8 protein-coding genes are annotated in these 13,082 nt (G+C 64.4%); 3 read left to right on the top strand and 5 right to left on the bottom strand.

Annotation, left to right across the window (positions count from 1 at the left end; all coding sequences use genetic code 11):
- Window positions 1-9 precede the first annotated feature (9 nt).
- Entirely contained in the window at window positions 10-1,068 is a 1,059-nt protein-coding gene (locus EPN80_RS08685; protein WP_293025834.1) for an ornithine cyclodeaminase, read from the bottom strand.
- Window positions 1,069-1,220: 152 nt separating this feature from the next.
- Between EPN80_RS08685 and EPN80_RS08680 the strand changes: the two genes are divergently transcribed.
- Window positions 1,221-1,688: an Lrp/AsnC family transcriptional regulator gene (locus EPN80_RS08680; RefSeq protein ID WP_293025832.1), complete on the top strand. Its 468-nt coding sequence runs from the start codon at window positions 1,221-1,223 to the stop codon at window positions 1,686-1,688.
- Between the two features lie 48 nt (window positions 1,689-1,736).
- Here EPN80_RS08680 and EPN80_RS08675 read toward each other — a convergent pair whose 3' ends face one another.
- Together EPN80_RS08675 and EPN80_RS08670 are read right to left on the bottom strand one after the other, a co-directional pair.
- Entirely contained in the window at window positions 1,737-3,290 is a 1,554-nt protein-coding gene (locus EPN80_RS08675; RefSeq protein WP_293025831.1) for a DHA2 family efflux MFS transporter permease subunit, read from the bottom strand.
- Between the two features lie 30 nt (window positions 3,291-3,320).
- Window positions 3,321-3,797, bottom strand: coding sequence for a MarR family transcriptional regulator (locus EPN80_RS08670; RefSeq protein ID WP_293025829.1), 477 nt, complete (start codon window positions 3,795-3,797; stop codon window positions 3,321-3,323).
- Window positions 3,798-4,043: 246 nt separating this feature from the next.
- Here EPN80_RS08670 and EPN80_RS08665 point away from each other — a divergent pair, with 246 nt between their 5' ends.
- Window positions 4,044-7,361: a hypothetical protein gene (locus EPN80_RS08665; RefSeq protein ID WP_293025827.1), complete on the top strand. Its 3,318-nt coding sequence runs from the start codon at window positions 4,044-4,046 to the stop codon at window positions 7,359-7,361.
- 305 nt (window positions 7,362-7,666) lie between these two features.
- Here the strand turns inward: EPN80_RS08665 and EPN80_RS08660 are convergent, their stop codons facing one another.
- Window positions 7,667-8,494, bottom strand: coding sequence for a LuxR family transcriptional regulator (locus tag EPN80_RS08660; RefSeq protein WP_293025825.1), 828 nt, complete (start codon window positions 8,492-8,494; stop codon window positions 7,667-7,669).
- A 470-nt stretch (window positions 8,495-8,964) separates the two neighbouring features.
- On the opposite strand from EPN80_RS08660, the gene EPN80_RS08655 reads away from it, so the two are divergent.
- Window positions 8,965-12,633 carry a hydantoinase B/oxoprolinase family protein gene (locus tag EPN80_RS08655; RefSeq protein ID WP_293025823.1) on the top strand — a complete coding sequence of 1,223 codons (3,669 nt, stop codon included), beginning with the start codon at window positions 8,965-8,967 and terminating at the stop codon, window positions 12,631-12,633.
- Window positions 12,634-12,791: 158 nt separating this feature from the next.
- Here EPN80_RS08655 and EPN80_RS08650 read toward each other — a convergent pair.
- A partial coding sequence (locus tag EPN80_RS08650; RefSeq protein ID WP_293025821.1) for a hypothetical protein occupies window positions 12,792-13,082 on the bottom strand: 291 nt, incomplete at its 5' end.

Below are 13,082 nucleotides of genomic sequence, written 5' to 3'. Positions count from 1 at the left end.
TCCTCGCCGTCAGGCATTGGCGCGTGCCGCGCGCGGCACGGAAGCGATCGTCGACCTGCCCAGCGCGATGCGGTACAGATCCTTGGCATCGGCCGGCGCCGGAATCAAGTCGATCGATTGATGAAAGCCGTGTCCCAAATGCGCATCAAGATAGCGCAACGCGGAGAAATCTTCCAGCGCGAACCCGACCGAATCGAACAGGGTGATCTCCTGCGCCGAGGTGCGCCCGGGCGCGGCGCCGGTGAGCACCGACCACAGTTCGGTGACGGGAAAATCGGCCGGCATTTGCTGTACTTCGCCCTCGATGCGCGATTGCGCTTCGAACTCCACCACCACGCGGGCCGCGTCCAGCACGGCCGGGGCCAGTTCGGTTTTGCCGGGACAGTCGCCGCCGACCGCGTTCAGGTGCATACCCGGCTCGACCATGGCGGCGTCCAGCACCACCGAGCGGCGCTTGTCGGCCGTCACGGTGGTGACGATGTCGGCCCCGCGCACCGCCTCGCCCACGCTGCCCGCCCTGATCACGCGCAGCCCCGGATAGGCGGCGAGATTGCGGCACAGCTTCGCGCTGGCGCGCGGGTCGACGTCGAAAACCCGCAATTCGTCGATGCCCAGCAGCGCATGAAAGGCAATCGCCTGGAACTCGCTTTGCGCGCCATTGCCGATCAGCGCCATCGCGCGGCTGTCGGGGCGCGCAAGATAGCGTGCGGCCAGCACCGAAGTTGCCGCGGTGCGCAGCGCCGTGCTCAGCGTCAGCTCGCTGAGCAGGCGCGGGTAGCCGGTGTCGACGTCGGCCAGTACGCCGAACGCGGTGACCGTGAGCAGCCCCTGGCCGGTGTTGCGCGGATGTCCGTTGACATACTTGAACGCATACAGCGTGCCGTCGGAAATCGGCATCAGCTCGATCACGCCGAGCGTCGAATGGGCGGCCAGCCGCGCGGTTTTCTCGAACTGGGGCCAGCGCCGGTAGTCGGCCTCGATGTAGGCGGATAGCTCGCCGATGACCTGCTCGAGCGGATGCCGCGCCAGATATTGCTGTAGTTCCTGAGTGCCGATGTATTTGAGCATGATGCACGACCGGGGATTGAGAGAATTTCGTGAACTTTCTTAATGTTCGTCCTATAGGAAATTGTAGATTTTTGACGTCGAAATTTGCTTTCCTTTTGTTATTCGATATGGCATTTTGGTGAAATTAAATTTCATATTAATGGGAGCGATCCATGGACACGTTCGACGTCAAGATTCTCGATTGCCTGCAGCACAGCGGCCGCATGAGCAATGTCGAGGTGGCCGAGAGCATTCACCTGTCACCGCCGCAATGCCTGCGGCGAGTGCGGGCCCTGGAAGAAAAAGGCGTGATTCGCCGCTATGCCGCGCTGGTGTCGCCGCCGCAGGTGGGGCTCAATGTCATGGCGTTCGTTGCGCTGTCGCTCGATCGCGATCAGTTCCGCCGGGTGCGCGAAGTGGAGAAAGTCATCATGTCGTTTCCCGAAATCATCGAGTGCTTCACGATTTCGGGCGACTTCGACTATCTCTTGAAAGTCGTCGGCCGCGACCTGAAGAGCCTGTCGCAGTTTCTCACCGACCGCCTGATGCAAGTGCCGGGCGTGGCCGGTGTGCGCTCGATGATCTGCCTGGAGGAAGTCAAGCCGCTGGCGCCGCTGCCGGTCGATCTGGACAATCTCTAGCACGGGCGTGCATGTGGGCCGGGCACTCCCGCCCTTGGGCGTCGAGCGCTAATCGATTGCCACGTGAAGCGTCTCGTCGCCGCTGGCCTGTGGCGACTTTTTGGTGCTGATGAACAACAGCAGCGGCATCACCAGCAATGTCATGATCATCATGAACTTGAAGTCGTCGTTGTAGGCGATCATGGCAGCCTGCCGCGTGACTTCCTGGTTCAGCAGCGCCAGCCCGGTGGGGTTGTGCGGGTCGAGCAAAGTTTGCGCGGCGCTGCCCAGCGAAGTGAACGGCGTGATGTATTCGGCCAGCGAGGCGTGCGCGATCTGGGTATTCTGCGTGAGCAGCGTTTGCACGATGGAGATGCCGATACTGCTGCCGATGTTGCGCGACAGGCTATAGATCGCCGTGCCGTCGGCGCGCAATGAGGGCGCCAGCGTCGCGAAGGTGATGGTGGTCAGCGGCACGAACACGAAGCCGAGGCCGAAGCCCTGAATGACACCGGGCCAGACGATGTCGCTGGGGCTGAGCACGGTTGTGTAACCGCTCATCTGATACAGCGAGTAAGCCGTCAGGGCGAAGCCGAAACCCAGCAGCAGCCGCACGTCGACCCGTCCGACCATGCGGCCCACGAACAGCATCGCCAGCATCGTGCCGGCGCCGCTGGGCGCGGTGACCAGCCCGGTGAGCAAGGCCGGGTAGCCCAGCACGGTTTGCAGCAGCGGCGGCAGCAGCGCGCGGGTCGCATACAGGATCAGGCCAACCACGAAAATATAGATGACGCCGGTGTTGAAATTGCGGTCCTTGATCAGCGATCGATTGAAGAACGAGTGCTCGTCGGCAGTCCAGGTGTGCACCAGGAAATACGCGAAACTGATGATCGCGCCAAGCGCCTCGAGCCAGATTTCAGTGGAACTGAACCAGTCCTTTTGTTCGCCCCGGTCGAGCAGCATCTGCAGCAGGCCGATGGCCAGGCTCAGCGTGGCAAAACCGAAGAAGTCGAACTTCTGCGCCGTTTGCAGCGCGGTCTCCCGCATATAGGTAGCGATGCCGAAAAAGGCGATCAGGCCGATCGGCAGATTGATGTAGAACACCCAGCGCCAGTTGTAGCTGTCGGTCAGCCAGCCGCCCAGCGTCGGGCCCAGGATCGGCCCGACCATCACCCCCATGCCGAACATCGCCATCGCGCTGCCGTGCTTGTGCGGCGGGTTGATGTCGAGCAGCACCGCTTGCGAGAGCGGCACCAGTGCCGCGCCGCACACGCCCTGGAACAGCCGCGCCAGCACGATTTCGGACAGCGATCCGGCAATACCGCACAGGGCCGAGGCCAGCGTGAAGCCGGCCACCGACAGCAGAAAGATGCGCTTGCGTCCGAAGCGCGCGCTGAACCAGCCGGTCAGCGGCGTGGCGATGGCCGCCGCGACGATGTACGAGGTCAGCACCCAGGTGATTTGATCCTGCGTGGCCGACAGGCCGCCGGCCATGTGCGGCAGGGCGACGTTGGCGATCGTGCTGTCGAGCGTCTGCAATACGGTGGCCAGCATCACCGAGATCGAAATCAACCCGCGATGCTTCGGCTCGCCGTCCAGGGCAGGGGAATGGGCAGAGGTCATGAAAGGGTCCGCGGGCCGCGCCGGCGTGGTTCAGTGCGCATTGCCATCGGCGCGCTGGGCCGCGGCGGTTTCGCTGGCGGTCAGATTGTTCAGCACCTTGCGCAGCAGGCGCTCGAGCTCGGCTTTTTCGGTGGCGCTGATCTGCTGCAACGCCTCGGTTTCGATGACATTGCTGAAAGCCACGATCGCGTCGATCTTGTCTTCGCCTTGTTGATTCAGATGCAATTGGAATGCTCGCTTGTCGCAGGGGTCGGGCACGCGGCGCAGCAGGTGTTTCTCTTCGAGTCGGTCGACCAGTCGCACCAGGGCCATCGGCGTGAGTTCCATGCGCTCGGCCAGCGCTTTCTGGCTCATCACGCCGTAGCGGTCGAGCATCACCAGCACCCGGCATTGCGCGCGCGTCAGATCGAAATGGTCGCGCGCCTGGCGATCGAACGAGCGCGAGTACACGCGGGCCACATCGTGAACCAGAACGCCGAAGCGGGAAGACCAGTCGATTCTGCGCATGATACGGGAAATAATAAACGTGTTTATTATTTTCTCAGAAAACCCATATCATTTGCAAGCGTGTGTCGCGCCCGCCACATCGAATGCCAGTTGGCGGGGCGTGGGCGGATTTGTGCCGGAAACCGGGCATGGTTACGGCCGGGAGCGCGGCACCTACGTAATCCCGTGGTTGGCGGGCCATGACATATTGCTGTCATCGCCGTTGCAGATGCTGTGCGCGATCTTCACAAAAACGTGTGGAACGCCATGACATTTCCTATCGACGGCGGCTTGCTGGCCGATCGGCCTGCCGAGCCGTTTGCCGGGTCGGCGATGATGCCGGCCCTGGCTGCCGGGACACCGGCGAAGCCGGTCGTCAAGCCTGCGTCAACACCGCGGCAGACGCCAAAGCCGGGGCCGATCCCAACGCCTGGACAGCTTGCCGCGGGCACCTGCCTGTCGGCGGGGCAGAGCGTGCTGTCGGCCAACGGGCGCTTCGAGCTGAGGATGCAGAGCGACGGCAATCTGGTCGAAATCGACCGCACCACCAATGTAGTCGTCTGGACCAGTCATACCGCAGGCTCCGGTGCGACGCTCGCGCTGATGCAGCCGGACGGCAATCTGGCCTTGTATCGCGGCGCGGGAGGCGGCGCCGCGGTTTGGGCCAGCGGCACGGCCTCGCATGCCGGCGCCTGGCTGGCGGTGCAGGACGACGGTAACCTGGTGATCTATCCGTCGGGCCGCGCGCAGCCGGGGCACGACCTGTGGGCCAGCGGCGTGCCGCTGGCCGAGGTGCCTGGCACGCTACCGCCGCTGCCGACCCAGTCGAGCACGCCGGACAGTCAGCTCATGCCTTCAAACAGTGTCGGGCTGTTCGCGCCGGGCGCGCCGGAGCTGGGTATCGAGCAAACACCGCTCGCGCCGGGCATGTCGCCTTACCAGGTGCTGCAGCAGCAAAACATTTTCGCCCAGCCCAGGCTCGTCGACGATACCGCGCTGCTCAACGCCAATCTGGCCGCGACGCCGACGCTGGATCGCTCGGCGTTCGGCACGCGGCCGGCCAATCCGCTCGGTACCGTGTATTCGCTGCCGATCGGTACTTCGGTGACGGTGCTCGACCCGACCCGCCTGGCGTTGCTCGAGCAGCAGCGCACCGAGTTGCATGCAGCGGAAGCCGCACCCGCATCGCAATACAAATCGAGCGTGGCGACACTGTCCGCGACGATTTACCAGGAACTCGAGTACGCCGGCACACGTCAGTCGGTGCCCGATGCCAAGGCGCTGGCGGCCACCATCCGCGCGCGCGCACCGGGCGACGCGACCTTCCAGAAAGCCGTCGACGATGCGCTCAAGATGTATCAAGGCACGCTCGATGCGCAGGGCCGCAACAGCGGGCAACTCGGCAAGATCGATGCGGCCGCGGCTGCCGGCGACTGGGCCCAGGTGCGCACGCTCGCCGCCCAGCAGATCGCCGCCACGACCGGCACCGATCAGGGCGCCGCCGCGCTGGGCGATATCACCGCGCGGGGCAGCGTCTACCTGACCTATGCCGGCGGCGATCCTCGCTTCGCCCAGGCGATCAAGGCTGGCATCGCCGACGCGCGCCAGGCGGTGCTGATCGATAAGCCGGTCAACGGCGTGCTGGCGGCGTATCACAGCGGCGGTGCGGTTGCGGCGATGAAGGCGCTGGCGGCCGCCACCGATCCGCAGACCGCGACGCCCGCGCAAGTCGCGCAAATTCTGGCCGACCCTCGTATCCAGCAACTCGTCAAACAGGTGGTGCACGGCTTGACGAGCTACGACGGCATGAGCGACCCGCCCATCACGATCATTGGCTACCTTGCGGCGGCCTGCCAGCATGGCACGGAGAGCGACCAGGGGAAGGCAGGGCTGGGCAAGCAGGCGGTTGACCGCATCGCCGTGGATTTCGTCGCCGAGGCCGACGGCATGCCGCCCGACAAGGGGCTCGATGTCTTTCAAAACCCGCGTTTGATGAGCCAGATATTCGCCGACGCGACCGGGCAGGGCAATGCCTCGCTCGGGCTCGCGGTTGCCGCTCAGGCGCAGCGCTATCTGAATCCGATCTTTGCCAGCGCCGCGCTCGACGGGGTGCGGGTCGGGCTCGACACGCTCAAGGGCTCGGTCGACGCGCTCGACAAACAGACCACGGACGACGCGGCGTTTCTCACCGTGCCGCTCAAGGACTGGGGCGCCGACAGCACGCCCGCGCAACAGCAGCAATTGATCAAGACGCTGCTCGCCGATAATCCCGCCGATGCCAAAAAGCTCAATGACGATGGCGCCCAGATCGCGCAGATGCAAGAGACGACCGACAGCGTGCGCATGGCTGTGGCGGCATATAGCGGCGAGCTGCACGGCGTCACCGGCTTCGACGTCGACGCACCGATGAATTTTCGCAGCGGGCAGTACAACTGGTCGGTGGCAAACACGCCCAGCGTCACCAAGGCGCTCGCTGCGCTGCCCACGCTGGTGGGCGCCGGCAAGCCGGGCAGCGCCGCACCGGTCGAACCGTCGACCAACACGGTATGGCTGCAGCGCTCGCTGCGCAAAGTGGTCGAGCAAATGGGCACGAAGCTGATTGCCAATCTGGCCAGCGCGGGGCCCGGCCAGGTTCTGACTCCGGGCGGCGCCAAGCTGGCGCAAACCGCATGGAAGCGCGCGAACAAGACGCTGGGCGCGGTGCTGTACTTCCAGAATGGCGCGTATTCGCTCAGCGAAGCGGCCGACGGCGGACTCTCGGTGCTGCTGACCGATGGCGCCTCTGGCATCCGGCAGGATCTGGCGGGCGTATCGTACGCAATGTCCGCGACAATTCCGAGCGACGTGCTTGGTTCGATTCGTCCAGGCTCGGGCGTGACGCCGCTCGCACGCGGCTATGAAAAAATCGCCGCCCAGCTCGATGAGCTTGGGCTGCCCAAGCTGGCCAGCTCGGGGCTCAAGATATCGATTCACCTGGCCATGCAGGACACCTCGGATCTCGCATCGTCGATTCTCGGCGCGGTCGAGGCGGCACAGGAGTTTGCGGACGGAGAGAACTGGAAAGGCGTGGGCAACGTGCTGAACGCCACCGGCTATGCGGCGTTACTCACCGGCCCGGGCATCGATGCGTCAGAGCTGCCGGCAGGAGCCACCGTGCTGGGGCTGGACGCGGCCGGCTGGACCGGCATCGGCGCGCTGCTGGTGCTTGCCGGCGCGGCCATCTACACCGCCGCCGATGGGTACTCACGCTCGCATGCCTACGACGGCAACGACAAGCAGTTGCTCGTGGCGATGGGCGTACAGCCTGATATTGCCGCGCAGCTCGCCAAGCACGCGACGGCGTTCTCCGGTTCGCCGCCTAGCGCCGGACCGTTCCTCGGCGCGTACTTCAAGCACGGTTACCAATCCGAACAGCAGATGGTCGCCTGGCTCAATAGCCTGACACCGCATCAGGCCGACGTGATTGCCAGTGCGATCAAATCGTTTCCCGACAATTGGCAGAGCGTGCCGATGACGCAGCTCGCGCAGGCATTCGACGATGCGCTGCTGAAGTATGGCGTGATGCCGCCGATTCAGCTCATCTGAGCGGCGAGACCGGCCTGGGCGGCTTGGCGCGGGCATCGCCGCTGTCAACAACTCAGGAAAGAGGCCGATCAGCGGTGCAGCAGGAAGTACGGCAGTCCGATATTTGCCGCTGGCGGCACCAGCCTGGGTGGGGCCCGTACCTCGAACACTGCGTTCCTGTCGATCGCAACGAGCATCGGAATGAGGCGGAAACGGCGGCCGACGGCGATGACGGCAGCGCTCGGCAAGGGCCGTAACTTGACGGCCTCCCGCATGTTTGCCTGCTACCCGATACCACGGTAACGGGCCGTGTGGCCCGCGCGGAATCACACCAGACCGAGCCGCCCGGCGGCATAGGCCAATTCGGTGCGATTGGACGCCGCATACCGCTTGCGCAAAAAGCGCAGGTGATAGTCGACGTTATGCGTGGTGGTGTGCAGCCGCTGAGCAATTTCCTTGTCGCTCATGCCGCTGGCCAAACACGCGAGGATGCGCTGCTGCATCGACGACAGCGATGCATCGTCTTCGCGCAGCGCAAGACGTACGCTGGTGCAGATGCTTTGGTGCAGCGCACAGGCGAGCATCAGCGCCTGGCCGAAGACCGCATCGGTCATCCATTCCCGATCGCGATGAGGCGCCGCAAAACTGATCAGCACCTGCAGCGGCGCATTGGCGATCGGCACGCGCAGCATGAACCCGCTGTGGGCCACGGCGCCATGCAGGCTCGACAGAAAATCGCGCACCCGCTGGGTGGGCAACAGGCCGCGCAAGTTCGCGCAGAGATGGTCGATATCCCACACCACCGGCATGCCGCTGTCGGCCATGGTCTGCAGACGCGGGTCGATCAGGTAGTGCCCCTGCGAGAAATAGGCGTCGTCCAGATGAGCGGGAGCCGCGCTGTCGAGAAACGTGGCGCGCGAGATCCGCTCGCCGCTGGCATGCAGCGTCACGTAGCTCAAGTGGGTGAACCCGATGATGCGCAACATGCCATGAATCAGCCGCATGCGCTCGCCAAGATCGCGCGCCGCGACCAGTTCGCCCGCGATCGACGAACAGCCGCGGGCGGGCACGGTCAACCATTCGCTCGGCGCAGGTTGAAACGGCAATTGATGAACCTGGAGGTGATCGATTTCCGGCATTTGCATGGGGGCCATGGACTGCTGAGTGCGCGGCGTTAGCAAAGTCAGGCCCGGCCAGGGCGGCATGCGGGTGCTTGCACGAGGGGTGAGATGGGCAGATGTCACGGTGCTGTCTCCTAAAACGCCGCCCGGCGAGCCGCTGGTGCGAGCGTCGCGGGAGAGCGGTGTTGGGGCGGTTGCTGTGTTCGCGTCGACGGGTTGAACGGCGATCCGCAAATGCTCTTTCGTAGTAATTGGGTAAATTGTTGATAAATTGTAGATGATATGTCAATATAAATTTAAAGTTTTCATGAACGGGACGTCGCCAATAGCCAAAGCCGGACAGTCCCGCCGGGTATGACAAGGAGATGACATGTTCTCGATCTGCGCGTGTGCTGCCGTTGCCGGCACCATATCCACCGATTCCGATTGCCTGCACGATTCATAACGACCACCCAATCGCCGCGCGACATCTGTCGAATGCGGATTTTTGCCGGGACCTATCCATGACAACGCTCAACTCATCTCGCCTTGCGCCTGCCTCCGCCAAGCCTGCCGATCGCTGGCAATTCTGGATTGACCGGGGCGGCACGTTCACCGATATCGTGGCGCGCCGCCCGGACGGCTCGCTGGTCACGCATAAATTGCTCTCGGAAAACCCGGAGCGCTACGCCGACTCGGCGGTGCAGGGCATTCGCGAATTGCTCGGGGTGCGCCCCGGTGGCGAGATTCCGGTCGATCAGATCGAGGTGGTGCGCATCGGCACCACGGTGGCCACCAATGCGCTGCTCGAGCGCAATGGCGAGCCGACCGTGCTGGCCATCACGCGCGGCTTTGGCGACGCGCTGCGCATCGCATATCAACACCGTCCGAAATTGTTCGTGCGGCGCATCGAGCTGCCCTCGCTGCTCTATGAGCATGTGGTCGAGATCGACGAGCGCATCGATGCCCACGGCGACGTGACCCGTCCGCTGGATCTGCAGGCGGCCGAGCGCGACCTGCGCGTGGCCTACGAGCGCGGCATCCGTGCCTGCGCCGTGGTGCTGATGCACGGCTATCGCTTCACGCGCCATGAGGAGGCGGTGGCGGCGCTGGCCCGGCGCATCGGCTTCACACAAGTATCGGTGAGCCACGAAGTGAGTCCGCTGATGAAGCTGGTCTCGCGCGGCGATACCACGGTGGTCGATGCTTACCTCTCGCCGATCCTGCGCCGCTATGTCGCGCAGGTGCAGGGCCAGCTCGGCGGCGTGCGCCTGCAGTTCATGCAAAGCAGCGGCGGGCTGACCGACGCCCACAAATTCCACGGCAAGGATGCGATTCTCTCCGGCCCGGCCGGCGGCATCGTCGGCGCGGTGCAGGTCTCGAAATTGGCCGGATTCGACAAGATCATCGGCTTCGACATGGGCGGCACCTCGACCGACGTCACGCATTACGCCGGCCAGTACGAGCGCGAGTTCGTCACCGAAGTCGCCGGCGTGCGCCTGCGCGCGCCGATGATGAAAATTCATACGGTCGCCGCCGGCGGCGGCTCCATCTGCACGTTCGACGGCAGCCGCTTCCGGGTCGGACCGGAAAGCGCCGGCGCCAATCCCGGGCCGGCCTGCTACCGGCGCGGCGGCCCGCTGACGGTGACCGATTGCAACGTGATGGTCGGCAAGCTCGACGCCGCGTTCTTTCCGAAAGTATTCGGCCCGCACGGCGACATGCCGCTCGATACCGAAGTCGTGCGCCGCAAGTTCGAAGCCGTGGCGGAGGAAGTCGAGCGCGCCACCGGCGTGAAGCAGACGCCCGAACAGGTGGCCGAGGGCTTCCTCAAGATCGCGATCGAGAACATGGCCAACGCGATCAAGCAGATTTCCGTGCAGCGCGGCTACGACGTCACCCGCTATACGCTGTGCAGCTTCGGCGGCGCGGGTGGGCAGCATGCCTGCCTGGTGGCCGATGCGCTCGGCATGGAAAAAGTCTTCATTCATCCGCTCGCGGGGGTGATGTCGGCCTACGGCATGGGCCTGGCCGACGTGCGCGCGCTGCGCCAGCAGGCGGTCGAGGCGCGCCTGAGCGACGCCGAACTGGGTCGGTGCGAGCCGAGCTATCAGGCGCTCGAAGACGTTGCCATGGGCGAGGTGGCCGAACAGGGTATCGAGGCCGGCCAGATCAGCGCCCAGCGCACGCTCTACGTCAAATACGAAGGCACCGACACCACCCTCGAAATACCGTTCGCGCGCGATGGCTCATCGGTGACGGCCGTATTCGAGCGTATCTATCGGGAGCGCTATGGCTTCCTGATGCCGGGCAAGCCGCTGGTGATCGAAGCGATCGCTGTCGAGGCCATCGGCCGCGGGCAGGACGTCGAAACCGAAATGCTGGTCGACGAAGACAAAACGGCGAGCGCCGACCCGGTGGCGCGGGCGCGCGTCTATGCCGGCGGCGAATACCTCGAAGCACCGGTCTACAAGCGCGAGCATTTGCGCCCCGGCGTGCGGCTCCAGGGGCCGGCAATCGTCATCGAGAAAAACGCCACTACCGTGATCGAGGCCGGCTGGAGCGCGCGCCTGACCGGCCGCGATCATCTGGTGCTCGAGCGGACCACCGCACTGGCGCGCACCTACGCGGCCGGCACGCATGCCGATCCGGTGCTGCTCGAAGTGTTCAATAATCTGTTCATGTCGATCGCCGAGCAGATGGGCGTGACGCTGGCCAATACCTCGTCGTCGGTCAATATCAAGGAGCGCCTGGATTTCTCATGCGCGATTTTCGACGGCGACGGCAACCTGATCGCCAACGCGCCGCATATGCCGGTGCATCTGGGCTCGATGGGCGAGAGCGTGCAAACCGTTCTCACGCGCCGCGCCGGCTCCATGAAGCCGGGCGACGTGTTCGTGCTCAATGCCCCCTACGCCGGCGGCACCCATTTGCCCGACGTCACGGTGGTCACGCCGATGTTCATCGCCGGGCACGCACAGCCGCTGTTCTATCTCGCCGCGCGCGGGCACCATGCCGACATCGGCGGCATTACGCCGGGCTCGATGCCTGCCAATTCGTGCCATGTCGACCAGGAAGGGGTGCTGCTTGACAACGTGCAACTGGTCGCCGAAGGCACGTTCCTGGAGAGCCGCATGCGCGAATTGCTCTGCTCGGGACCGCATCCGGTACGCAATGTCGAGCAGAATCTGGCCGATCTGCGCGCCCAGGTCGCCGCGTGCGCCAAGGGCGTCGAAGAACTCGACAAGATGGTCGGTCAGTTCGGCCTCGAGGTCGTGCGCGCCTATATGCAGCACGTGCAGGACAACGCCGAGGAGATGGTGCGCCGCGTCCTGACGGTGCTCAAGGACGGGCAGTTCGAATACGAGATGGATCATGGCGCGAAAATCGCCGTGCGCATTACGATCGACAAGGCCGAGCGTAGCGCCGTGATCGACTTCAGCGGCACCAGCGCGCAGCGCCAGGACAACTACAACGCACCGGCCGCCGTCTGCAAGGCAGCGGTGCTGTATGTGTTCCGCACTTTGGTCGACGACGACATTCCGATGAATGCGGGTTGCCTCAAGCCGCTGCGCATCGTCATCCCGGAAGGATCGATGCTCAATCCGCGCTACCCGGCTGCAGTGGTCGCGGGCAACGTCGAAACCTCGCAATGCATCACCGATACGCTATACGGAGCGCTCGGTGTGATGGCCGCCGCGCAGGGAACGATGAACAACTTCACGTTCGGCAACGAGCGCTTCCAATACTACGAAACGATCTGCGGCGGCGCCGGCGCCGGTCCCGACTTCGACGGCTGCGACGCGGTCCAGACCCACATGACCAACTCGCGCCTGACCGATCCGGAGGTGCTCGAGTGGCGTTTCCCGGTTCGCCTGGAAGACTTCCGCATCCGGCAGGGCAGCGGCGGCGCTGGCCTGCGGCGCGGTGGCAACGGTACCGAGCGGCGCATTCGCTTTCTCGAGCCGATGACGGCGGTGATTCTCGCCAATCACCGTCGCGTGGCGCCGTTCGGCCTGCAAGGCGGCGGCAGCGGCGCGCCCGGGCGCAACTGGGTCGAACGCGCCACGCGGGTCAACGGTCATTCGGCACGCGAAGAATTTGGCGCCACGCACGAGGTGCAGATGGCCGCCGGCGACCTGTTCGTGATCCAGACGCCTGGCGGCGGCGGTTTCGGGCCGACCCAAGTCTGAGCCCGCTGCGGGACAGCGGTAACAGCCAACGACGCGCCTCGTTCCGAGGCGCGTTTTTTTATCGCTACGAATTTTCTGGAAAATGCCTCGCAAACCACCTCGCAAACTACGAATAGGTCGAATTGAGTACGGCGGGGACGTCGACCAAAATGCTGCCATCAACCGATAGAAAGATCCCGAAACTCTCCTCTGTCAGTGTCTTTGTGCCGGCTTGGCTGAATTGTTTTCAGTTTTCTCAACGCCGACTTAATTAATATATTCAGTACTACGACGATAGTAGCGATTGGCTCGATCTCGTTCGGCAGATCGCGAAAGGCGAAGCGGAGTGTGTGAGCGATGTTGATCATGCCGGCGGATGGAGGCGGACCAGTCGAGTTACCGGCGCACCCGGCGAGCACGAGCACGAGCGGGAGCGGGAGCGCGCCCAAGCCTGGGGCGACGGGCGGCAG

This window comes from Pandoraea sp. (assembly GCF_004297875.1).
Lineage (GTDB): Bacteria > Pseudomonadota > Gammaproteobacteria > Burkholderiales > Burkholderiaceae > Pandoraea.
Note: the sequence above shows the minus strand (reverse complement) of the source record. Positions and strands in the feature narration are given on the sequence as shown.

What these genes read in the sequence shown, in the direction of transcription:
- EPN80_RS08675 (WP_293025831.1), bottom strand. Translation starts at nt 3,290, where the DNA reads ATGACCTCTGCCCATTCCCCTGCCCTGGACGGCGAGCCGAAGCATCGC.
- EPN80_RS08655 (WP_293025823.1), top strand. Translation starts at nt 8,965, where the DNA reads ATGACAACGCTCAACTCATCTCGCCTTGCGCCTGCCTCCGCCAAGCCT.
- EPN80_RS08685 (WP_293025834.1), bottom strand. Translation starts at nt 1,068, where the DNA reads ATGCTCAAATACATCGGCACTCAGGAACTACAGCAATATCTGGCGCGG.
- EPN80_RS08670 (WP_293025829.1), bottom strand. Translation starts at nt 3,797, where the DNA reads ATGCGCAGAATCGACTGGTCTTCCCGCTTCGGCGTTCTGGTTCACGAT.
- EPN80_RS08665 (WP_293025827.1), top strand. Translation starts at nt 4,044, where the DNA reads ATGACATTTCCTATCGACGGCGGCTTGCTGGCCGATCGGCCTGCCGAG.
- EPN80_RS08680 (WP_293025832.1), top strand. Translation starts at nt 1,221, where the DNA reads ATGGACACGTTCGACGTCAAGATTCTCGATTGCCTGCAGCACAGCGGC.
- EPN80_RS08660 (WP_293025825.1), bottom strand. Translation starts at nt 8,494, where the DNA reads ATGGCCCCCATGCAAATGCCGGAAATCGATCACCTCCAGGTTCATCAA.